Raw genomic sequence first — 21501 nt, 5'->3', positions numbered from 1 at the left:
ATTCGCACGAATAACTGTCCGGCTTGATCCTTAGTTACCCTTCCGTTTATGTCCGGGGGAAGACTCGCCAGCCGCTACTCACTGCTGCGGCCGCTCGGCAGCGGCGGCATGGGCAGGGTGTGGCTGGCCAGGGACGAGATGCTTGACCGCGAGGTGGCGGTCAAGGAGCTCACGCTGCCCGAGGGCCTGTCCGCCAAGGAGCGCGGCGACCTCGTGACCCGGGCCGTACGCGAGGCCCAGGCGACCGCCCGGCTGCGGCATCCGGGCATCGTGGCGCTGCACGACGTCATCGTCGAGCACGAGCGGCCGTGGCTGGTCATGGAGCTGCTGCGGGGCCGCACTCTCGCGGACGCGGTCCGGGAGCGCGGGGCGATGCCGCAGGAGCAGGTCGCCGACATCGGGGCGCGCGTCCTGGACGCGCTGTCCGCCGCGCACGCGCAGGGGTTGCAGCATCGCGACGTCAAGCCGGGCAACGTGTTCCTCACCGACGGCGGCCGGGTCGTACTCACCGACTTCGGCATCGCCCGGCAGGAGGGGCAGGCGACGCTGACGGAGCAGGGGCTGATGATCGGCTCGCCCGGGTTCATCGCGCCCGAGCGGCTGGAGGGTGAGCCGGGCGGCTCGGCCAGCGACATCTGGTCGCTGGGCGCCACGCTGTTCACGGCCGCCGCGGGCGGGCCGGCCTACGGCGGCACGCCGGCCGAGCGGATCAGGGCGACGCTGACGCTGCCGCCGCCGGTCGTGCCCGGCCCGATCGGGCCGGTCCTCGGCGCCATGATGGCGCGCCATCCCGCCGCCCGCCTTGACGCGCGGGCCGCCGTTCACGCGCTCGGGGAGGTCGCGGCGGGGCGGACGGTCCGGCTCGCGACGCAGCACGACCTCACCGCGCCCGGCCGGGTGAAGCGTCGCGGTAAGGCGATCGTCTGGATCGCCGCCGCCGCGGCGGTGCTGGTGATCGCCGCCGGCGTCACCTACCTTGTGACGAAAAATCAGGACAAGGTGCCGGAAGCCTTCAGCGTCCCCATGAACGTGTGCTCGCTCCTCGCCCAGGCCGAGATCGGCGAGCTGCTGAACACCCGGCAGCCGCCCAAGCCACAGCCCGGCTCCGACGAGGTGGGCCCCAAGTGCGGCTGGCCGGTCCAGGGCACCGGCGTGGGGCTGCAGCTCCAGAAGGACTCCGACACCGCCGACCCGTGGTCGATGACTCCGGTGACGGCCCACACGCTGTTCGGCAACCAGCAGCGCTACTGGGCCAAGTACGACCAGGTCGACTGGACCTGGCCGGAGATCGGCGTGAAGAACTCGCTCAAGGCCAAGCGCACTCCGGTCCACGCCCTCACCGGCGTCGGGGAGGAGGCCTTCGCCTTCGAGCTCACCGGGCCGTCGGGGCGGGTGCACTCCGCCCACGTCTACTACCGGCTGGCCAACCTGGTGGTGAGCGTCGAGTACACCACGCTCACCACCAAGCCCACCGACGAGGACATCAGGCAGTCGGCGCTGAAGGCGGCGCGGGCCAGCGAGCGGGCGTTGCGCAGTGCAGGCTGACTTCTACCTCCTGGCCGGCCGTTACCGCCTGGTGGAGCGGCTCGGCGAAGGCGGCGCGGGCACCGTGTGGCGGGCGCTCGACCAGACGCTCGACCGGCAGGTCGCGGTCAAGCAGATGCGGGTGCCGGAGGGGCTGACGCCGCGCCAGCGGGCCGAGTTCGCCGATCGGGCCATCCACGAGGCCAGGTCCGCTGGACGGCTGCGCGATCCCGCCATCGTGCTCGTCCACGACGTGGTGCTCGACGGCGACCAGCCGTGGATCGTCATGGACCTGGTCGCCGGGCGCTCGCTGGACAAGGTCATCGAGGAGCGCGGCCCGCTGCCGCCGCAGGCCGTGGCCCGCATCGGCGCGCAGGTGCTGTCGGCGCTGCGGGTGGCGCACGCGCACGGCATCCTGCACCAGGACGTCAAGCCGGGCAACATCATGCTCGACGCCGACGGCTCGGCCATGCTCACCGACTTCGGCATCGCGACCCCGATGAGCGGCCGGGGCGACCGGCGGGGCACCGCGGGCTCGCCCGGCTACATGGCTCCCGAGCGGCTGAACGAGCAGGCCGCCGGCCCCGCCTCCGACCTGTGGTCGCTCGGCGCGAGCCTCTACACCGCGGTGGAGGGCCGGGCGCCGTTCGAGCGCGCCCTGCCGGCCGCGGTGGCCGCCGCGGTCCTGCTGCACGACCCGCCGTTCCCGGCCAGGGCGGGGCGCGAGCTCGGCGGGCTGCTGATGGCCATGCTGGCCAAGGACCCCGCGACCCGGCCGTCGGCCGAGCAGATCGGCGAGCGGTTGAGCGGCGTGCCGGCTTCCGGTGCCGGCCGGTGGCTCGCGCCCGCTCGCCGGCGCCGGTGGTGGCTCGTGCCCGTCGTGCTGGCCGTCGTCGCCGTGGTGGGGGTGGGCGGCTGGTACGGCGTGCGCGTACTGAACGGGCCGAGGGAGACGGGCAGCTACACGGCGGCGCCCGACCCGTGCGGGCTGATCGGTGACGCGCGGGCCGGGCAGCTGCTGAAGGATCCTTCGTTGCCGGGCGCGGTAAAGCGGCAACGCACCAGAGCGGGCGAGTGCGTGTGGCAGGTGCGCGACGGCTCCCGGATCGTCCGGTCGATCACCGTGCGGACCAGGGCCGAGCAGCCCGACGGCGACTACAGCGGCCCCGCCGTGGCCCGGCTGCGGTTCGACAGCGAGCGGGGCAGCCGGGCGGCGGCGAAGGGCACGGTCTTCCGCAAGACCGTCGGCCCTCTGGCCGACGTGCCGGGGGTGGGCGAGGCGGCGTTCGTCCAAGACGCTTATGAGCTCTACATGAACAGCACCAAATCCGGCCGATCGGACAGCACGCTGCTCTTCCGTACGAGTAACCTCGTGGGCGAGGTCATCCTGCGCCGCGAGGACGTTCCGCCGAGCTCCCCGGCCGACCGGAAGACGGCGATCGAGTCCGCCCGCGTGGTCTCCGATGCGCTGCGCAACTGAGCCCTTCGCAAGCATCTTGCAAGTGGTGTGACTAGCATGTTTCCCCGCAAGTCAGGGCAACCTCAGGAGTCCCTCGTGAATCCCGGTAGCGCGTTCGAGCCGCCGACAAACCCCTATCCGATCCAGGGCAGGCAGTTCGAGCAGCCGACCATGCCACCTGGACCGCCCGAATCGCCCTGGTGGCCGCCCCCACCCCCGGCCCCGCCTCCGCCCCCGCCGCGCGGGCGGTCGTGGATCCTGCCCGTGGTGGCCGTCGCCGTGGTCGTGCTGATCGCGGGCGGCGCGGGCGCGTACATCGTGTACGGGAAGGCCGCCCGCTCCACGCCCTCGACCGGGGCCAAGCCGGTCAAGTCGCCCGTCTCGGCGGCGGCGCCGGCGCTCGACGTGTGCTCGATGCTGCCCAAGAGCGAGGCCGAACGCCTCGTGCCGCAGGCGACGGTGTCCAAGGGCGCCAACGACTCCGACTACACGCTCAGCTTCACCTGCAACTGGCTCAACCGCCGCATCTCGTTCGGCGAATACTGGCGCAGCCGCGAGATCGACGTCCGCGTCGAGCAGCACCGCGGCGACGGCGCCAAGACCGGCCGGACCATGGCCCAGAACTCCTACGACATCGACTACGGCAGCGGCAAGTACGCCGAGACGGCCAAGCCCACGCCGGAGAAGGGGGAGAAGGAGTACGTCTCCCCGGTCAAGGACGTACCCGGCATCGGTGACGCCGCGTACGCCCAATACACCTGGCGCCGTTCCGGCAAGCTGCTGTGGTACTCCTTCGGCGAGGCCCACGCCCGCGTCGACGACATGACGATCAGGGTCAAGTACCAAGCCGACCAGCAGCGCAAGGACGCGCAGATCCTCAGCAACTCGACCACCCAGTCGGTCACCGAGGCCAACGGGATCCGCGAGGCCAGCACCGTACTCGGGCACATCGCCAAGGGCCTCGCGGCCTGGAAGGCGCAGCACCCCAACGTGCTGGCCCAGCCGGACAAGGCCGCCGTCACCAGCACGCCCAAGCCCGAGGGAACGCCCTCGCCGACCAACCTCGCCGTCTTCCCGCCCGCCTGCCAGGCCATGAAAGAACCGGTCAGCCGGCTGGTCCCCACGCCCACACCGCGCGCCCGCGGCACCGAGGTGGGCAACGACGCGCAGACCGAGTGCCGGTGGCTGAACCTGGACATCCCCGTGGGCGCCGACGTCAAGCGGATCCGCAGCGCGCTGATCACCACGCACCGCTTCACCAACCGGGCCGGCGTCGAGGACGCGCCGGCCGCGCGTGCCTACTACACGGGGCAGCGCGGCAGCCGCGGCACCAACGCGGGCTCCACCATCGGCGGCATCTCGTGGAGCGGGCTGTCCGAGGTCAAGGGCCTGGGGGAGGCGGCCTTCAGCCAGTACGTGCGGATCATGCACGGCGAGACGTTCGCCTCCTCCGGCACGGTGGTGCTGCGGCAGGGGGCGACGGTGATCGTGGTGGACTACTCGGGCGCCGAGCGGCCCAAGGACGAGCCGGTCAACTCACCCAAGGTCAAGCTGATGCCCGACAAGGAAGCGCGCGACGGGGCGCTGTCCCTGGCCAAGGCGTATCTGGCGGAGCTGGCCAAGAAGCCGATCGGTAGCTGACCGGGCAGCGGGCGCCCGGCCTGACCGGGCAGCGGGCGCCCGGCCTGGCAGCCTGCTTCAGGCCGTCCAGCGGCCACTGTCGCGCACCGCCGGCCCGGTCGCGGTCAACGGGCATGACCGGCGCCGCGCCGGACGTCTGGGGGCCGCTCAGCTCCCCGCAGAGGCACGCGGCTCACCTTGGCGCGCGGCTCGGCAGGTGAGTCGCCCTTCGAGCCGCCGCGTACCCTCCCGTCGCGGATCGTCCCCTCCGCAGGAGCTTGACGGCGACGGTTACAGCTCTGCAAGTGCGCTGCAAGCGCGGTAAATAACGTGGGCCCCGCGAAGCAAATGAGCCGCGTGATCTAGCTTGTCCAGTACAGGGGCATGGGCAAGCCGGGGGAGATCCGCGGCTCGCTGCTTTCCCCGGCGAGGAAGGGCTCCAGCAGGCCGGGTACGGCACGTGCCGCCAGGTCGAGCCCCTTGCCCGTGCCGACGTCGACCACGTCGTAGTGCCCGTCTCCCGCCGCCGTCGTCGCCGAGAGCGTGAGCAGGCCGGCGCGGCGCTGGAAGAACGACTGCTCGACCGTCCAGCCGACGATGCCGCTCCTGTCGAGCGCGACCGTACGCCGTGCGGCCGAACCGCTCCTGGTGATCAGGTGATGCGGGCCGAGCGCGTGGCCCAGCCCCCGGTAGGCGTCGGCGGCCAGCCACAGGCCGCTCGGGAGCCCGATGACCAGCACGGCCACGGGCCAGATCCAGCCGCCCTGCCACGTCCAGAGGAGTGGCGGGACTGCGGCCAACGCGGCCAGTGCCGCGACGGCGACGACGGCGCGGACGACGCGCCTGCGCTTAGCCGCCGTTGGATGGGCCACCAGCCCGGCCCGCCACGGGCTTACGGCGGGCGACGTCGCGCCCCGCTCCGGGCTCACCGCGGGCGACGCTGCGGCCTGCCACGGCTCCGCCAGGGGCGTCACCGCTCCGGACCGCCCCAGGCCCATGACGTGTTCGGCGATCTGTTCGGCCAGGGCGCGGGGGAGCGGTGGGGTGAGGGCGGCCACGTCCTCCGTCTCGTTCTCGGCCGCCTTGCGCAGCCCGGTGGCGACGGCCTTGACCCGCGCGCCGCCGCCCAGCCGCAACAGCAGCGGCTCGCTGATCTCCACGCCGCGCAGCCGCCGCTCCTCCAGCGTCAGCGATCGGCTGGTCAGCAGCCCGCGCCGCAGCCGCAGCCGCCCAGGCTCGCGCTCCAGCCGGTAGCGCCCCCACGACTCGGCGAACAACAGCAGCGCGCCCGCCACCCCGATCACCACGTTGGCCGCCACGAGCAGCGGCACCGCCAGCCACGGCCGTCCCGTGACCCAGCCCCAGGCGCCCGCCGCCGTCCCGGTGGTGAACAGGTTCACGCCGAACGCGTCGAGCAGCTTGTAGAGCGCCCCCAGCACCAGAGCGCCGCCCGCGAACGACCACACCGACAGCGGCGCGTACCTGATCCAGGCCCACCGCAGCTCCGCCACCGCGCCGCCGTCCGCGAGGGGGACCTCGCCGGTCCGCAGCAGGGTGCGGCGCAGCTCCTCGGCCTCGCGCCTGGTCAGCGGGTCCAGGGTGAGCTCGGTCCCCTCGCCCGGGTGCTCCCCGGTGCCGATCTTGACGACGGTCAGCCCGAACACCCGCCGTACCGGATCCGCGGTGAGGTCGACGCTGCGCACGCGGTCGCGCGGGATCGAGCGGTGCTGCCGTACGGCGATGCCCGAGCGCAGCTCCAGGCGCTCCGTGGTGAGCCGCCACCGGGTCGAGCGGAGCCGCGCCCCGTCGTAGGTCAGGACCCCGGCCACGATCAGCACCGCCGCGCCCGCGCCTGCCGCGACCGTGGCGCCGAGCGTCCAGTCGAGCCCGATCAGCGCGCGCACCAGGACGGTCACCGCGGGCACCACGATCGCCAGCGACAGCACCGCAGACGCGCCCAGGCTCCGTGAGGAGAGCTTCCGCCAGCTCACGTCGCATCCCCCGGCGTCGCCTGCGTGATCGCGGTGAGCCGCTGTGCCAGCTCGGCCGCCAGCTCGTGGTCCAGCGCCTCGATCTTGATCGCGCCCGCCGCCGAGCCCGTGGTCACCGTGACGTCCGCCAGCCCGAACAGTCGCTGCACCGGCCCCCGCGCGGTGTCGACCGTCTGGATGCGCGACATCGGCGCGACCCGCCAGGTGTGGGTCAGCCAGCCCTTGCGCGTGTAGACGGCCTCGCCGGTGACCTCCCAGCGCTCCACCCGGTAGTACGCGCGGGGCACGGCCACCGCCAGCAGCAGGCAGCCCGCCACGAAGACGGCCGTCACTATCCCCAGCCAGACGGACCGGTCGGTGAACAGCCAGTAGGCCGCCACCGCGGCGGCGGCCACCGGCACGGCCAGGATCATCGCCTGGACCGTCCACCAGGAGATCGCCCGTCTGTCGGCCTGGTTACGCGGCGGACGCAGCGTCGTCGTACTCACCTCTGGCTCGCCCGATCGCGGTGTCGTGCTCACGTCCGGTTCTCCGTCTTGCGCATCGACGCCGAAGCCGAGAGCAGCACCAGCCCGAGCACGCCGATCACGATGGCGGCGAAGATCTCGCGGCCGTGGAGGAACGGCAGGATGTTGACCAGCAGCAGGTCGTGGGCCCACCGCCACCAGCCGAACAGGGTGTTGGCCACGCCGCCGACGCCCTGCGCCACCAGCAGCCAGCCGACCAGGTCGAGTATCACCTTCATGCCATCCAGCGTTCCGCGCCCGCGATCCCCGCCGCGTCGGCCGTAGGTCTCGGCGACCATCGACTTTGGTCGCTGTCCTTGGGCCCGGGCAGGCTCTAACCTCGTGGAACGTGACGGAATACCGCTGGCTGCTGCCCTCAGTCCTGCTGGGGGACGGCGTTGAGCGGCGTCCGGTGCGCCGCTCGACCCGCGACTGGATCGTCGACGTCCTGCTGTTCCTGGCCGCCTGCGGGCTGGCCCTGCTGAGCATGCCGGACCTGGAGGGGCAGCCGACGCCCGTGGTGGCGATCGAGCAGGTGGTCGGCGCGCTGGCGTGCGCGGCGGTGTGGCTGCGCCGCAGGTGGCCGGTCGGGCTGGCGCTGGTGACCGCGGTGCTGTCGGTCTATCTGTCGCTGGTGGGCGGCCCCAGCCTCGTCGCCCTGTTCACCGTGGCGGTGCACCGGCCGTTCAAGATCTCCGGGCCGCTCGCGCTGCTCGGCCTCCTGACGCTGATCCCGTTCTCCGTGCTCAGGCCCGACCCGGAGCTGGGCGTGCTGGGGCAGAACGCCTTCGGGGCGACCATCGTGCTGACCGTGTTCGCCTGGGGCATCGTGGTCCGGGCCAGGCGGCAGCTGGTCTGGTCGCTCAGGCAGCGCGCCGACAGCGCGGCGGAGGAGGCCAAGCGGCTCGAGCGCGAGCGGATCGCCAGGGAGATGCACGACGTGCTCGCGCACCGCATCTCCATGCTCAGCCTGCACGCGGGCGCGCTGGAGTTCCGGCCGGACGCGCCCGCCGAGGAGATCGCCAGGGCCGCCGGGGCGATCAGGAACAGCGCCCACCACGCGCTGCAGGACCTGCGCGAGGTGATCGGCGTGCTGCGCCATTCGGCGCCCGCGGCCGGCGACCCCGTGCCCGACCGCCCGCAGCCCACGCTGGCCGACCTGCCCCCGCTGATCGAGGAGTGCCACGAAGCGGGCATGGAGGTGGACTTCGCGCTCGACGCCGGTGACGCGCCGGAAGGACTGGGCCGCAACGTCTACCGCATCGTCCAGGAGGCGCTCACGAACGCGCGCAAGCACGCGAGCGGCGCCCCCGTGACGGTCACCGTCGCCGGCGGTCCAGGGGCGGGCCTGACGGCCGAGGTCCGCAACCCGCTCCGGGTACGCCAGAGCACGCGCATCCCCGGAGCCGGCGCCGGGCTCATCGGCCTGACCGAGCGGGCCCAGCTCGCGGGCGGGCGACTCGAACACGGCGCGACCCGCGAAGGCGACTTCCTGGTGCGCGCCTGGTTACCTTGGCCGGTGGAGACTTCCCGGGAGGACGCATGACCGCGCCGATCCGCGTGCTGATCGTCGACGACGACGCCCTGGTGCGAGCCGGATTGTCGATGATCCTGGGCGGCACGGGCGACATCGAGATCGTGGCCGAGGCGGGCGACGGCTCGGAGGTGCCGCCGCTGGTCGCCGCGCACCGGCCCGACGTGGTGCTGATGGACATCCGGATGCCCGACGTCGACGGGCTCACCGCGACGGAGGCGCTGCGCGCCGCCGGGTCGCCGCCCGAGGTGGTGGTGCTGACCACCTTCCATGCCGACGCCCAGGTGGTACGCGCGCTGCGCGCGGGGGCGGCGGGGTTCCTGCTGAAGGACATCCCGCCGCGCGAGCTGGTCGAGGCGATCCGGAAGGTGGCGGCCGGCGAGCCGATCCTGTCGCCCGCCGTCACCCGCCAGCTCATCACGCACGTCTCCGAGGACGGCGGCGGCGCGGGCCGGCGTACGGACAGGGCCCGCGATGCCCGCGACCTGCTGGCCAAGCTCAGCGAGCGCGAGCGTGACGTGGCGCTGGCCGTCGGCCAGGGGAAGTCGAACGCCGCCATCGGCCGCGAGCTCTACATGAGCGTGGCCACGGTCAAGGCGCACGTCTCGCGGATCCTCACCAAGCTGGACCTCAACAACCGGGTGCAGATCGCGCTCATGGTGTACGACGCCAGCCTTTGAGCATCCGCTCGATCGTGGCCCGGTGCAGCACCAGGTCGTCGGGGTCGTCCGGCATGGGCTGCTCGCCGAAGTGGATCCGGCGCTGCCATACCCTGGCCATGATGGCCCCGTGGCGCAGCGCCGCGTACATCTCGTAGAACTCCATGTCCCGCACCCGATAACCCGTCAGCTCCTGATACTTCCCGCAAACGTCGTCGCGTTGCATGAAGTCGGGAATTCCGGGCATGCCCAGGGCCTCCGTTAGGTCCTGGAAGAAACGGTGCAGGAAGATCATCCACGCCAGATCGAGCTCGCGCGGCCCCACCGCGGCCATCTCCCAGTCGAACACCGCCACCGGGCTGAAGTCGCGATACATCACGTTTCCGATACGGGCGTCGCCCCAGCAGAGCACGTCGGGTCCCGACTCGCGCGGCCAGTGCGCCTCCAGCCAGTCGAAGCCGCGCTCCAGCAGTGGGATTCGCATCCCGCCGTGCGCCCACTCGTAATAGGCGCGCTGCTCGTCCACGTGGCGGCGCAGCCCGCCCTCCGGGAGTACGGCCAGGTCCCGGTCGGTGAAGGGCGCGTCGTGCAGCGCGGCCACGATCGCCACCGTCGCGTCCTGCAACCGGCGCCGATCGTGCGGCGCCGCGTCGAGCATCCAGCCCTCGAACGTGTACGGCAGGACATCGGGCGGTACGTCACCATCCTCCCGTTCCATGATGAAAAAGGGCGTGCCCAGCGGGCCGGGGTCGGGCTCGAACCAGAGGGCCCTGGGCGCTGGAATCCCAGCTTTTTCCCTGGCCGAGCGCATGATCTCGAACTGGGCCCGCAGATCGTAGGAAGGGAAGACGGGCACCGCCTCCTGGGCGGGCGCCATCCTGGCCACGCACCGGACGCGCTGTCCGGGCCAGGACGCGGTGAAGAAGAGCGTTTCGCTGGACATGCCGTTTTCCATGGGCCTCGACAGCTCGGACACCGTCACCTGCCGGTCAACTCGCCCGCTGAGCCAGATTCCCAGCCGATCGTGCAGTTCCTCCAGGTCACGGGTGGAGGTGCGCATCTCGTCCGTCATGGTCGGCCTCCTGGATGAACACCGGGTGAACGCGGGTCCCGGCCCAGTCGTATACCCCTAGCAAGCGCTTGTCCATATGCGACCTGCCGTTACGGTCAGGTACACGACAGCCGTACCCTTGTCTGAAAGGGCATGTCACGAAGGGACCGTGGGATGAGTTCAGCGGGTGAAGGTCTGTCTCGCCCGCTTCCCGAGCAGGTGAGACTCAACGTCGTCGATCTGGCGGCGCAGGTCCTCGGGTCCATGCCCGCTGCCACGATTCCGCCGCCGCTGCGCGGCATCGCCAAGTTCGATCCGCGCAAGCGCGCCAAACTGGGCAGCGCGCCCATCGCCGCCCAGTTGGAGAACGACAAAGAGTTCCGCGAGGTGGTCGCCGAGTCGGTGGCCGCCGGATGGCCCGAGCTCGTCGCCTCGCTGATCGAGGGCAACGTGCCACCCGCCGCCGACCCCGTGCTGGTGGCCGCCGCGGCCTATCTGACGCGACCGGTCGGCTGGGCGGAGATGGTCGAGGCCGCCCGGGCCGATCTCGAGCAGTCGGCGGTCGCGGCCGAGGGGACCGAGCGCGAGGAGGTGGTGAGCCGACTGCGCGAGCAACTCGCCGCCCAGAAGAGCGCCGCCAAGGACGAGTCCGACCGGTTGCGCGAGCAGCTCAGGGCGGCCCGCGCCGAGAACTCCGACCTGCGCCGCAAACTCCACGAGGCCCGCGAGCGAAGCAAGGCGGCCGTGCGCCGCGCCGAGGAGATGGAGCACGCGGCCGACGACGCCAAGTCTGCCGCCACGGCCGCGGGCAGCGCGGGCGAGTCCGAGCTGCGCCGGCTCCGCGAGCGGCTGGCCGATGTGGAGAAGCAGCTCGAAGCCTCGCGCCGGGCCGCGCGTGAGGGCAGGAGTATCGAGGACGCCCGCGTCAGGGTGCTGCTCGACGCGCTCCAGGACGCCTCCGCCGGGCTGCGCAGGGAGCTGGCCCTGCCCACCATGATCAGCAGGCCCGCCGACTCGGTGGCCGCGCTCACGGGCGAGCGCCCCGGCGTCAGGGGCGTGCCCGCCCGCGCCCTGGCCGACGACGACCCGCAGCTCCTCGACCAGCTGCTCGCGCTGCCGCAGGTGCACCTGATCATCGACGGCTACAACGTGACCAAGACCGGCTACGGCACGCTGACCCTGGCCGACCAGCGCAACCGGCTGATGACCGGCCTCGGCGGGCTGGTCGCGCAGACCAGGGTCGAGGTGACCGTGGTCTTCGACGGCGCCGAGCTCAACGCGCCCGTCCAGGTGGTGGCGCCGCGCGGCGTGCGGGTGCTCTTCAGCGCGCCCGGCGAGATCGCCGACGACCTGATCCGCCAGCTCGTCCGCGCCGAGCCGCCCGGCCGGGCCATGGCGGTGGTCTCCTCCGACCGCGAGGTGGCCGAGTCCGTCCGGCGCATGGGAGCCAGACCGGTTCCGTCGGCTCTGCTGCTGCGCAGACTGGGCCGTGCATAGATTACGAATCGGTTGTTAGGGTGAAAGCACACCCGCCACTTCTGTACCATTTCGCCCCAGATATATTCCCCTGGAGGCGACACTGTGACGTTTGGCCGGGTGTCACTGGCCGCGGGACTCGCGATCGGACTGCTGCTTTTCCCCACAAGCGAGGCACTGGCCGCGCCGAAGCCCACGATCAAACAGGCGAAAGCCAAGCTCAAGAAGCTGAACGACCAGGCCGACAAGGTCGTCGACCGCTACAATACGGCGACTGAGAAGTACAAGGCGGCCCAAGGCGAGTACGGCAAGCTGAACGCCAGCTACAAGCGCAAGCTGGAGACGGTCGCCACGTTGCGCGCCCAGGTCATTGAGATGGCCGTCGACACCTACACGCGCGGCCCCGACTCCACCTCCTGGCCTACGATGATCGGCCAGTCGGATCCCACGGGCCTGCTGGGCAGCATGGCGCTCGCGGGACAGCTGTCGGAGGAGAAGGTGGCACGGCTGGCGGCCTTCGACCGCGAGAACCGCGGGCTCAAGGACGAGCGCGACAAGGCCGAGACGGCGCTGCAGGCGGCCGACAAGGAGCGCGACGGGGTCGAGAAGGAGCGCTCGGAGGTCCGCAAGCTGATCGCGAAGCAGAAGAAGCTGCTGGAGAAGCTCGGCGCCTACAAGACCGGTGACCCCAACAGCACCGGCATCAAGTACACGGGCTCGGCCTCCGGCAACGCCGCGGCGGTGCTCAGGTTCGCCTACGCGCAGGTGGGCAAGCCGTATGTGTTCGGCGGCACGGGACCGCGCGGCTGGGACTGCTCGGGCCTCACGCAGGCGTCGTGGCGCGCAGGGGGCGTCTCGCTGCCCCGCACCACGTGGCAGCAGTGGGCCTGGGGCTCGGCCCGCAAGGTGGATCTGAAGGACCTGCAGCCTGGCGACCTGATCTTCAGCTCGGGTCTTGGACATGTCAGCATTTATGCGGGCAATGGGCAGATCGTGCATGCCCCCCAGACCGGCGACGTGGTCAAAGTCGTCACCCTGTCTTCCTACGGCGGCACCCTGGTGGGAGCTATCCGTCCGTAGGGCCTTTCTGGCGCTCACTTATTTCCTGTACGGCAAGCACGGTGGGCCCCATCCGCCGTCCGTGGCTGGGCTCTGTCCAGGGACACGCTCCTCCGGTGGGGCGCGCTGGGCGCCGTGACGTGCGCCCTCTTGGCCCCGGTCCGTGGCTTTAGGTGGCCATGGACCGGATGGTCCGCCGATGGGCACTTGGCGGTCCATGTGGACTCACCGGCTTGCTGGTCAACGGACCCGGCCTGGTGGTCAACGGGCTCCGATCGGCTGTTCAACGGGCTTCGGTCGCTTGTTCGGCGGAACCCGACCGGCTGTTCAACTGACCCCGATTTGCTGGTCAACGGACCTCGGCGCGCAGGTCGATACCGCTGGTCGGATCGGCTGAACGCTGCTCGATGCCTTCGGCCGGTGACGACGATCACTGATCTCGGCCCGTCTGCGACCCTCGCGACGCCCAATTCCGCGCAGCCGCGACACGATCACCGGACCCTCAGGCGTGTTACTAGCGGGACCAGTGTGACAAGAGTGACAAAAGGGACCTGACAGATCACTGTGTCGTCAAGTGTGAGAAGGGTCACATTTGAGTAACATAACCCGGCACTCCAGCTGCGGTTCGGGACTTTACTGACACCTCTGAGTGATCCTGACAACCCCATGACGGCTTTGCCAGCGCGTTACTCAAGGGCGTAACTTCTGGCGTCGCGGCGAACAAGCCATGGCGTCGCGACTCTCCATCGGGTCCCCGATGTGGACAGATAAGAAATCCGTTAGGTCACCGCCTTTCCATTTGTCATTACGTGGCGGTGGCCTGCCGAGTCCGTGCAGCCAGGAGGCACGGAGCCGGGGACCCAGCGATCCCGCCCTCGGGATCAGGGGTGAATCGGCGCGTATCGCGCCGTAGGGCGACTTCCAGGCCCGAATCCGTCAGCTAACCCGGTAGGCGTTCGTGGAAGCTCCAAGGAGAAATCCTGTCTACCTCCCCCAGTAACCCCCGTCTGTCCCGCATTGCCCTGAGTGGCGCAGCGCTCACGATGACCGTGGCGGCCGGAGGTTTGGTCCTCCCTGCCCCGACGGCGCAGGCGGCGACAACGCGTGATGCGGCCGAAGTTTCCGGAACTAATACAGCGGCGAAAGCCGTCAGTTCCGTGAAGAAGGTCGCGCAACAGACAGCGGTCGCTCGGCAAAAGGTGAAGGCCCGCACGGCCGTCGCCGTGGCCAAGGACCAGATCGGTGACCCCTACAGTTACGGGGCCACAGGACCTGGTTCCTTCGACTGCTCCGGTCTCGTCCAGTACGCCTGGAAGAAGGCCGGTGTCAAGATCCCGCGCGTGACGAACAGCCAGTTCGCCCGCATCAAGAAGAAGGTCTCCTGGAAGAATCTGAAGCCAGGTGACCTGCTGTTCTTCCATGGGCTCGGCCATGTGGGCATGTATGTCGGCAACGGCAAGATGGTCCACTCGCCGAGGACGGGTTCGACGGTGCGCGTCGAGAAGCTCAGCGGATGGCGCAAGGCGTCGTTCGTGGGCGCGGTGCGTCCCGGCCTGTAAGTCCGGCCTGATCTGGCCTGCAAGACCGTCACGAAGGTCCCGTCCCAGCTGGGACGGGACCTTCGCGTGTTCCGGGTCTCTCCGTGACGACGTTCTTCGCGACCACGAGCCTGGCCTCTCCGCGACGGCCGGTCCGCGGCGCGGGGCGACTACGATCGGGGAACGTGTCCGTGCAGGTGAGCCGCCGAGTCTTGGTGGTGGGGGTGCTGCTCCTGGCCCTCGCCTCGGCCAGCGCCGCCCCGCACCGAATTCCGGCGACGGGCGACCTCTCGGCAGCGGTTCGTGACCTGTCGACCGGTGGGCCCGATCGGCCCGCGTCGGTTCGTGGTCTGCCGTCCGGTGGGCCCGATCGGTCTGCGTCGGATCGCGGTCTTCCCTCTGGCAGTCTCGATCAGTCCGCGACCGTCCCAACCCTGGCGGCCGGTGATCGTGAGCTTCCGGCGGAGGCGCGGGGCCTCTGGGGGGACGGCGCCGAGGTCGTACGGGGTGTGCGTTCGGTTGTCGTCGGTCAGCACGCGGCGTCCGAGTCGCTCCGAGACCTGGCGCGCAGGGCTGATGCCGCCGGAGCGCGGGTCTCCGCCGTGCTCGGCCAGCCGGTGCGGCCCGTGGTGCTCGTGCCCGGCTCGGCGGCCGAGGCTGCCCGGGTGGCCGGGGTGGGGAGTGTCGACGGGCTGGCGGCGGTGGCCGATGGCGGGAGGGTGGTCGTGGTGCCCGAGAACTTCGCCCGGCTGACCCCGACCGGGCGGGACATCGTGCTCACGCACGAGCTCACTCACGTCGCGGCCGGGACGAAGCGGTTGCCGGTATGGCTTTATGAGGGGTTCGCCGACTACGTGGGCTACCGGGACGCGGGGTTGCCGGTCCGGGTGGCCGCCGCCGAGTTGGCCGCCGAGGTGCGGGCGGGGCGTGTGCCGGGCGAATTGCCGGGGCCTGCGGCATTCGCACCGTCCGCTCGGGAGCCTGAACGCCTGGCACGGGCGTACCAGGAGGCGTGGCTGGCGTGTCGCTTCATCGCCGAGCGGTTCGGTGAGGGGACTCTGGTGAGGCTCTACCGTGATGCTCAGACGGGTGGCATCGACCGGGGGCTCACCGGACTCGGGCTCTCGGCAGAGACGCTGACGGCACGGTGGCGCGACTACGTGCGGGACCAGCTTGCGTAAGGGGAACGCGGATGGAAGATCTGCAGGGCACCGACGACATGCCGCCTGACGACGACGCGGGCTCCGATCAGCACCCGGCACCTCCGTCCGGCGAGCCGGCCGCACCGTCCGGGTCGCCCGCCCGGCCGGCCGCGCCACCTGGGCCATCCGGCGAGGCCGCCACCTCAGGCGACTCCGCCACCTCAGGCGAGGGCACCGCGCCAGACGACCGTTCGGTACCAAGCGACCGAGCGGCGTCAAGCGACCGTGCGATACCAAGCGACCGTGCCGCGTCAAGCGACCGTGCGGTACCAAGCGACGGGGCCGCGCCAAGCGACCGTGCCGTGTCAGGTGGCTGGGTCGCGGACCGTGGGGACGTCGAGGTCGGCCGGGCCGGGGCCGGTTGGGCGTTGGTCGTTCTCGGCGTGGTGATCCTGGCCGTGGTGGCGTTCACGACGCCCTGGCGGGTCATGCCCTCGGGCACCCCCACGGTGACGCCGGACCCGGCGCGCGACTTCAGTGCCGCCGAGATCGCCAGAGCCGCCGCCTTCGACGCGGCCACGAGCCTGCCCAGCTACCTGTCGCTCGGGCTGACCGTGCTGTTCGCGGGGCTGCTCGTGCTCACGCCGTTCGGCGCCAAGGTGCTGGGCCGGCTGCGCGGGCCGTGGTGGGTGCGGGTCGTGCTCGGAGTCGTGGTGCTGACCGCGATCGTCGAGGCGATCAGGTGGCCCCTGGGCATCTGGTACGAGGTGCAGCTGCGCGACTACGGCCTGTCCACGCAGGACTGGGCCGGCTGGACCGGCGACCGGCTCAAGAGCCTGGCCGTGAACGTGGTGCTGCAATCCATCATGGTGCTGGTCGTGGTGGCACTGGCCAGGTGGCTGCGGCGCTGGTGGATCCCGGCCGCCGCGGGCGCGTTCGCGTTCACCCTGGTGGCCTCGTTCGTGTATCCGGTCGTGTTCGAGCCGCTGTTCAACGACTTCCGCCCGATGCCGGGTGGCGCGCTCAGGGCCAACCTGATGATGCTGGCCGAGCGCGCCCATGTCCCGGTCGAGGACGTGCTGATCGCCGACGCCTCCCGCCGGACGAACGCGCTCAACGCCTACGTCTCCGGTTTCGGCGCCACGCGCCGGATCGTCGTGTACGACACGCTGCTCAGGGCTCCGCAGTCCGAGGTCGAGCTGGTCGTGGCGCACGAGCTGGGCCACGCCAAGTACGGGGACGTGCTGGTCGGCACGCTGGTGGCCGGGCTGGGCGCCGCGTTCGGGACGATCCTGCTGTTCCTGCTCCTGGGCATGCTGCGGCGGCGTACGGGCATCGCCTCGGCGGCCGACCCGCGGGCGGTGGGAGTGATCATGGGCTTGATGAGCCTGGCCACGGTCCTCTCGGGGCCGGCCCAGAACGTGATCAGCCGCCACATCGAGGCCCGCGCCGACCTCCACGCCCTGAACCTCACGAAGGACCCGGCCACGTTTATCTCGATGCAGAAACGCCTGGCAATCACCAATATTTCCGACTTGTCGCCGGATCCGGTGGAGTATGCCCTCTATGCATCACACCCCTCCGGTCCCGAACGCCTCGCCATGGCCCGGGAGTGGGCCGCGCTGAACGGCCAGCAGCAGCCGTGACCGGTGTGCTCATCGTCACGAACGACTTCCCGCCCCGCCCGGGCGGCATCCAGTCGTTCGTGCACGGGCTGGCCCTGCGCACCCCCGGCGTGGCCGTCTACGCTCCGGCCTGGCAGGGGTGCGCGGAGTTCGACCGCCGCCAGCCGTACCGGATCGTCCGTCACCCCACCTCGCTCATGCTGCCGACCCCGGCGGTCGCCCGCCGGGCCGCCCGCCTGCTGGCCGAGCAGCGGGCGGACACCGTGGTGTTCGGCTCGGCGGCCCCGCTGGGCCTGCTCGCGCCGGGGTTACGGGCGGCCGGCGCGCGGCGCGTGGTGATGCTCACCCACGGCCACGAGGCGTCATGGGCGAGCGCGCCGCTGTTCCGCGGGGCGCTGCGCAGGATCGGCGCGCACGCCGACGTGGTGACCTACCTCGGCGAGTACACGCGCGCCCGGCTGGCCGCCGCGATCTCGCCGGCCAAGCTGGTACGGCTGGCACCGGGCGTGGACACCGGCCAGTTCCACCCGGCTGCGGTCAAGGCCGAGCTCGGGCTGGCCGGGCGGCCCGTGGTGATCTGCGTGTCGAGACTGGTGCCGCGCAAGGGCCAGGACCAGCTCATCCGGGCCTGGCCCCGGGTGCTGCGGGCGGTGCCGGAGTCGGTGCTGCTGTTCGTGGGCGGCGGGCCGTACCGCAAGAGGCTGGAGAAGCTGGCGCGGGGGCAGGAGTCCGTCCGCTTCACCGGTACGGTCCCGGCGGGGAGCCTGGCCGGCTACTACGCCGCCGCCGACGTGTTCGCGATGCCGTGCCGTACCCGGCTGGGCGGCGTCGATGTGGAGGGGCTGGGGATCGTGTTCCTGGAGGCGTCGGCGACCGGCCTGCCGGTCGTCGCGGGCGCGTCCGGCGGCGCCCCGGACGCGGTACGGCACGGCGAGACCGGCCTCGTGGTCGACGGCACCGACGTGGCCGAGGTCGCCGCGGCCCTGATCGAGCTGCTCGGCGACCCCGAACGGGCCCGGAAGATGGGTGCCCGGGGCCGTGACTGGATCGCCGGCGAGTGGACCTGGGACCAGGTCGCCGCCCGCTTCCACGCGCTCCTCTAGCCCTTGGTGGCCCCCAGCGTGAGTCCGGCGACGAACTGCTTGTGCAGCATCTGGAAGACGATCAGCGTCGGCAGCGCGACCAGCATCGAGCCGGCCGCCAGCAGGTTGTAGTCGGTGAAGAACTGACCGCGCAGGTTGTTCAGGGCCGAGGTGACGGGCAGCTTGTCGCCCGACGACATCAGCACCAGCGCCCACAGGAAGTCGTTGTACATGAAGGTGAACTCCAGCGTGGCCAGCGCCGCCAGCACCGGGCGGCACAGCGGCAGCGTGAGCTGCCAGTAGCGGCGCCACACGCTGGCCCCGTCGACCAGCGCCGCCTCGGTGATCTCCTCCGGGATCGTGCGCATGAAGTTCGACATGACGAACACGCAGAAGCCGAACTGGAACGCCACATGCACCAGGATCAGCCCGAGGTAGGAGTCGTACAGCGACTGCGAGTCCGACAGCCACGAGGGCAGCGGCACGAGCGTGTAGAGGGTGTAGAGCGGGGTGATGAGCACCTGCGGCGGCAGCAGGTTGCCCGCCGTGAACGTGATCAGCAGCGCCTTGCGCCCCGGAATGCGCAGCCGCGCGATCGCGAACGCGGTGAACGACGCCATGAACAGCGTGATCAGCACGCCCGGGATCACGATGATCAGCGTGTTGAGGTAGTAGCGGGGCAGGTCGGCCTGGCTCCACGCCTGCCCGTAGTAGTCCAGCGTCAGGTGCTCGGGCAGCGAGAAGTACCCCAGCCGCGCGGTCTCGTCGTACGGGCGCAGCGAGGCGTAGAGCGCCAGCGCGAGCGGCAGGACCCAGCCCAGTGCCACGAGGCCGAGGAAGACGTGCAGCAGGATCCGCAGCGGGCGCGCCCGGCGGCGCACCGGCTCCCGCCGATCCTGGACCGGGGGCGTGGTGATGGGCGCGGTGAGCGTCATCGTTCCTCCCTGAACAGCTGGGACAGGTAGGTGACGATGAACCCGAGCGTGATCGCCAGCAGGATCACCGCGATGGCCGAGCCGAACCCGATGCGGCTCGCCTCGCCCACGATGTTCTCGGTGACCAGCACCGACAGCAGCTCCAGCCCGTTCCTGCCCTTGTTGATGGCGTAGACGATGTCGAACGCGCGCAGCGCCTCGATCACCGTGATCACCAGCACGATCACGTTGACCGGCCGCAGCGTCGGGAACACCACCCGGAAGAACGCCTGCGCCTCGTTGGCCCCGTCGATCGCGGCCGCCTCCTTGAGCGCGGGATCGACCGCCTTCAGCCCGGCCAGATAGATGATCATCACGTACCCGACGTGCCGCCAGCCGGCCGCCACCATGACCACCCAGATGTTGATCGACCGGTCGCCCAGCCAGTCCACGGTCAGCCCGGTCACCGCGTTCAGCACGCCGTAGTCGGAGGAGTAGACGAGCTGCGCGATGAACCCCACCACGGCCAGCGACAGCACGACCGGCGTGTACAGCGCGCTCTGGTACACGCGCGACAGCCGCAGCCGCCGGTCCAGCAGCACCGCGCAGAACAGCCCGAACGGCGTCGCGACCAGGCCGAGGAAGCCCAGCCAGAGCACGTTGTTACGGATGGCCGACCAGAACGGCGGATAGTCGTTGACCAGGTCGGTGTAGTTGCGGCCACCCACCCACTCCATCGGCTTGATGCCGTTCCAGTCGGTGCCCGACAGCCCGATGGAGGCCAGCGTGGGCCCCCAGATGAGGCCCACGTTGACGATGATGGCCACCCCCAGCCCGATGACCAGGATGGTCACGTCGCGGGCGGAGTAGCGACGGGTCTTGGCGGCCATCAGCGGAAGATGTTGGTCTTCTGCTTCTCGATGCTCGACAGCAAGGAGTCGATCTCGTTCGGCTTGCCGACGAACGACTGCAGCGACGGGATCATCACGGTCGAGGCGAAGTCGGGCCGGGTGTCCCGGTCGAGGAACTGGGCGAGGTGCGTCGCCTTGGACACCAGCTCCGCGCCGCGCTTCTGCAACGTGCTGTAACCGCTGGTGTCGGCCTTGGAACTGGAGGCCAGCGTGCCCGGGTCCAGCTTGGTGGCGATGTTCTGCGAGCTGCCCTGGGCCAGGTGCTTGAGCACGGCCTTGGCCCCGTCGACGTTCTTGGCCTTGCCGGAGATCATGTAGCCGTCGATGGGCGCGTCGATGGAGTCGGTGCCGTAGGCCGGGTTGATCTCGGGGAAGGTGAAGAAGTCGATGTCGTCGCGCTCGTTCTCCGGGAACTGCTGGGCGACGAACATGCCGAGCAGGTACATGCCGGTCTTCTTCTGCTGCAGCGCCTGCCCGGCCTCCTGCCAGGTACGGCCCAGCGCGGCGGGCTGGTGATACTCCATCAGCCCGCGCCAGGTGTCGAAGACCTGCTTGACCTTGGGGTCGGTCCACGACTCCTTGCCGGCCATGAGCGAGATGTGGAAGTCGTAGCCGTTCGTCCGCATGTTGATGATGTCGAACGTGCCCATCGCGGGCCAGCCGTCCTTGTCGGCGAACCCGATCGGGATCAGCCCGTCGGCCTTCATCTTCTTGGCCAGCGCGGTGAACTCGTCCAGCGTCTTGGGCGGCTCGTAGCCCTTCTCCTGCCACACGCTCTTGCGATAGAAGACGGCCCACGGATAGTACGTGAACGGCACGAAGTACTGCTTGCCATCGGTGCCCGTCGAGGCGGCCTTGAAGGCCGGGGTGTAGTCGCTCCCGATCTCCTGCCACACATCCGAGATGTCCGTCGCGAGCCCCTGCTCGGCGAAGAACTGCATGCGATATCCGGCGAACCAGGTGAAGACATCGTCCGGCGTGCCTTTGAGGTAGCGGTTGATGTTCTCCTGGAAGGTGTTGTGGTCGACGGTATTGATCTTCACCTGGGCCTGAGTGAAGCCCTTTAACACGGTTTCGAGGGACTTCTTGGGGATTTCGTCCGAGGCGTTGGAACCGAACGTGACCGTGCCCAGGTTTCCGGACGACTTACCACCCGGCGGCGCGGCGGGCTGGCTGGAGCCGCAGCCGGCCAGGACAGCGGGGACGCCGAAGGTGGCGGCCGCGCCGAGCAGCAGGTTGCGACGGGAGATCGGCAGACGTTGGACCATGGTGGTTCCTCCTTGCCAGGACCCTCACATTCCCCCGAATTCGCTCGATTTCCTTCAGAGAAGAGCACACTCAACCAGCTGTCAACGCACGATTTGATGTCGAATGCCGCCCACGAACCACCACAACCCAGCACGGGCCTTG

The 21501-nt window shown here is 70.6% G+C and carries 18 protein-coding genes and 1 riboswitch; of the genes, 11 read left to right on the top strand and 7 right to left on the bottom strand.

Annotation, left to right across the window (positions count from 1 at the left end; genetic code table 11):
• Positions 1-48 precede the first annotated feature (48 nt).
• From AB0B61_RS40680 to AB0B61_RS40670, 3 genes are all read left to right on the top strand, one after another.
• On the top strand, positions 49-1545 hold the full coding sequence (locus AB0B61_RS40680; RefSeq protein WP_358444037.1) for a serine/threonine-protein kinase: 1497 nt from the start codon (positions 49-51) through the stop codon (positions 1543-1545).
• Positions 1535-3004 carry a serine/threonine-protein kinase gene (locus AB0B61_RS40675; RefSeq protein ID WP_358444034.1) on the top strand — a complete coding sequence of 490 codons (1470 nt, stop codon included), beginning with the start codon at positions 1535-1537 and terminating at the stop codon, positions 3002-3004. The genes AB0B61_RS40680 and AB0B61_RS40675 overlap by 11 nt, the downstream gene beginning before the upstream one ends.
• A 75-nt stretch (positions 3005-3079) precedes the next feature.
• A complete protein-coding gene (locus tag AB0B61_RS40670) occupies positions 3080-4624 on the top strand; it encodes a hypothetical protein (RefSeq protein ID WP_358444031.1) in 1545 nt (514 codons plus the stop codon).
• Positions 4625-4965: 341 nt separating this feature from the next.
• Here AB0B61_RS40670 and AB0B61_RS40665 read toward each other — a convergent pair whose 3' ends face one another.
• Genes AB0B61_RS40665 through AB0B61_RS40655 form a run of 3 tightly spaced genes read right to left on the bottom strand, consistent with a single transcriptional unit; the run spans position 4966 to position 7339 of the window.
• The gene (locus tag AB0B61_RS40665) at positions 4966-6594 is read right to left on the bottom strand and encodes a PH domain-containing protein (protein ID WP_358444028.1); all 1629 of its coding nucleotides are present in this window, start codon (positions 6592-6594) and stop codon (positions 4966-4968) included.
• Positions 6591-7115 (bottom strand): PH domain-containing protein, encoded by a 525-nt coding sequence (locus tag AB0B61_RS40660; RefSeq protein WP_358444025.1) that lies wholly within the window; start codon positions 7113-7115, stop codon positions 6591-6593. The genes AB0B61_RS40665 and AB0B61_RS40660 overlap by 4 nt, the downstream gene beginning before the upstream one ends.
• Positions 7112-7339 (bottom strand): hypothetical protein, encoded by a 228-nt coding sequence (locus AB0B61_RS40655; protein WP_358444022.1) that lies wholly within the window; start codon positions 7337-7339, stop codon positions 7112-7114. Before AB0B61_RS40655 ends, AB0B61_RS40660 begins: the two co-directional genes overlap by 4 nt.
• Positions 7340-7449: 110 nt before the next feature.
• On the opposite strand from AB0B61_RS40655, the gene AB0B61_RS40650 reads away from it, so the two are divergent.
• Both AB0B61_RS40650 and AB0B61_RS40645 read left to right on the top strand, forming a co-directional pair.
• On the top strand, positions 7450-8646 hold the full coding sequence (locus tag AB0B61_RS40650; protein ID WP_358444019.1) for a histidine kinase: 1197 nt from the start codon (positions 7450-7452) through the stop codon (positions 8644-8646).
• Complete coding sequence (locus AB0B61_RS40645) at positions 8643-9314, top strand: response regulator transcription factor (RefSeq protein WP_358444016.1); 672 nt, start codon at positions 8643-8645, stop codon at positions 9312-9314. The genes AB0B61_RS40650 and AB0B61_RS40645 overlap by 4 nt, the downstream gene beginning before the upstream one ends.
• Here AB0B61_RS40645 and AB0B61_RS40640 read toward each other — a convergent pair.
• Positions 9289-10365, bottom strand: a complete 1077-nt coding sequence (locus AB0B61_RS40640; protein WP_358444013.1) for a phosphotransferase family protein — start codon at positions 10363-10365, stop codon at positions 9289-9291. The genes AB0B61_RS40645 and AB0B61_RS40640 overlap by 26 nt on opposite strands.
• Before the next feature lie 198 nt (positions 10366-10563).
• Between AB0B61_RS40640 and AB0B61_RS40635 the strand changes: the two genes are divergently transcribed.
• The 6 genes from AB0B61_RS40635 (at position 10564) to AB0B61_RS40610 (ending at position 18287) form a co-directional block, all read left to right on the top strand.
• On the top strand, positions 10564-11841 hold the full coding sequence (locus AB0B61_RS40635; RefSeq protein WP_358444010.1) for an NYN domain-containing protein: 1278 nt from the start codon (positions 10564-10566) through the stop codon (positions 11839-11841).
• 84 nt (positions 11842-11925) lie between these two features.
• Complete coding sequence (locus AB0B61_RS40630; protein WP_358444007.1) at positions 11926-12900, top strand: NlpC/P60 family protein; 975 nt, start codon at positions 11926-11928, stop codon at positions 12898-12900.
• Between the two features lie 790 nt (positions 12901-13690).
• A riboswitch (cyclic di-AMP (ydaO/yuaA leader) is annotated at positions 13691-13849 on the top strand.
• 73 nt (positions 13850-13922) lie between these two features.
• Positions 13923-14438, top strand: a complete 516-nt coding sequence (locus AB0B61_RS40625; RefSeq protein ID WP_358444005.1) for a C40 family peptidase — start codon at positions 13923-13925, stop codon at positions 14436-14438.
• A gap of 164 nt (positions 14439-14602) precedes the next feature.
• On the top strand, positions 14603-15598 hold the full coding sequence (locus AB0B61_RS40620; protein WP_358444002.1) for a hypothetical protein: 996 nt from the start codon (positions 14603-14605) through the stop codon (positions 15596-15598).
• A gap of 323 nt (positions 15599-15921) precedes the next feature.
• Positions 15922-17205: a M48 family metallopeptidase gene (locus AB0B61_RS40615; protein ID WP_358443999.1), complete on the top strand. Its 1284-nt coding sequence runs from the start codon at positions 15922-15924 to the stop codon at positions 17203-17205.
• Complete coding sequence (locus AB0B61_RS40610) at positions 17202-18287, top strand: glycosyltransferase family 4 protein (protein ID WP_358443996.1); 1086 nt, start codon at positions 17202-17204, stop codon at positions 18285-18287. Before AB0B61_RS40615 ends, AB0B61_RS40610 begins: the two co-directional genes overlap by 4 nt.
• Here the strand turns inward: AB0B61_RS40610 and AB0B61_RS40605 are convergent.
• Genes AB0B61_RS40605 through AB0B61_RS40595 form a run of 3 tightly spaced genes read right to left on the bottom strand, consistent with a single transcriptional unit; the run spans position 18284 to position 21359 of the window.
• Positions 18284-19201 (bottom strand): carbohydrate ABC transporter permease, encoded by a 918-nt coding sequence (locus AB0B61_RS40605; RefSeq protein ID WP_358443994.1) that lies wholly within the window; start codon positions 19199-19201, stop codon positions 18284-18286. The two genes, AB0B61_RS40610 and AB0B61_RS40605, sit on opposite strands and share 4 nt — an antisense overlap.
• Positions 19198-20070 carry a sugar ABC transporter permease gene (locus AB0B61_RS40600; RefSeq protein ID WP_358443991.1) on the bottom strand — a complete coding sequence of 291 codons (873 nt, stop codon included), beginning with the start codon at positions 20068-20070 and terminating at the stop codon, positions 19198-19200. The genes AB0B61_RS40605 and AB0B61_RS40600 overlap by 4 nt, the downstream gene beginning before the upstream one ends.
• A complete protein-coding gene (locus tag AB0B61_RS40595; protein WP_358443988.1) occupies positions 20070-21359 on the bottom strand; it encodes an ABC transporter substrate-binding protein in 1290 nt (429 codons plus the stop codon). Before AB0B61_RS40595 ends, AB0B61_RS40600 begins: the two co-directional genes overlap by 1 nt.
• Between the last annotated feature and the right edge of the window lie 142 nt (positions 21360-21501).

Source organism: Nonomuraea sp. NPDC049158 (assembly GCF_040648335.1).
Lineage (GTDB): Bacteria > Actinomycetota > Actinomycetes > Streptosporangiales > Streptosporangiaceae > Nonomuraea.
The sequence above is the reverse complement of the archived record's forward strand: the minus strand, read 5'-3'. Positions and strand labels throughout refer to the sequence as shown.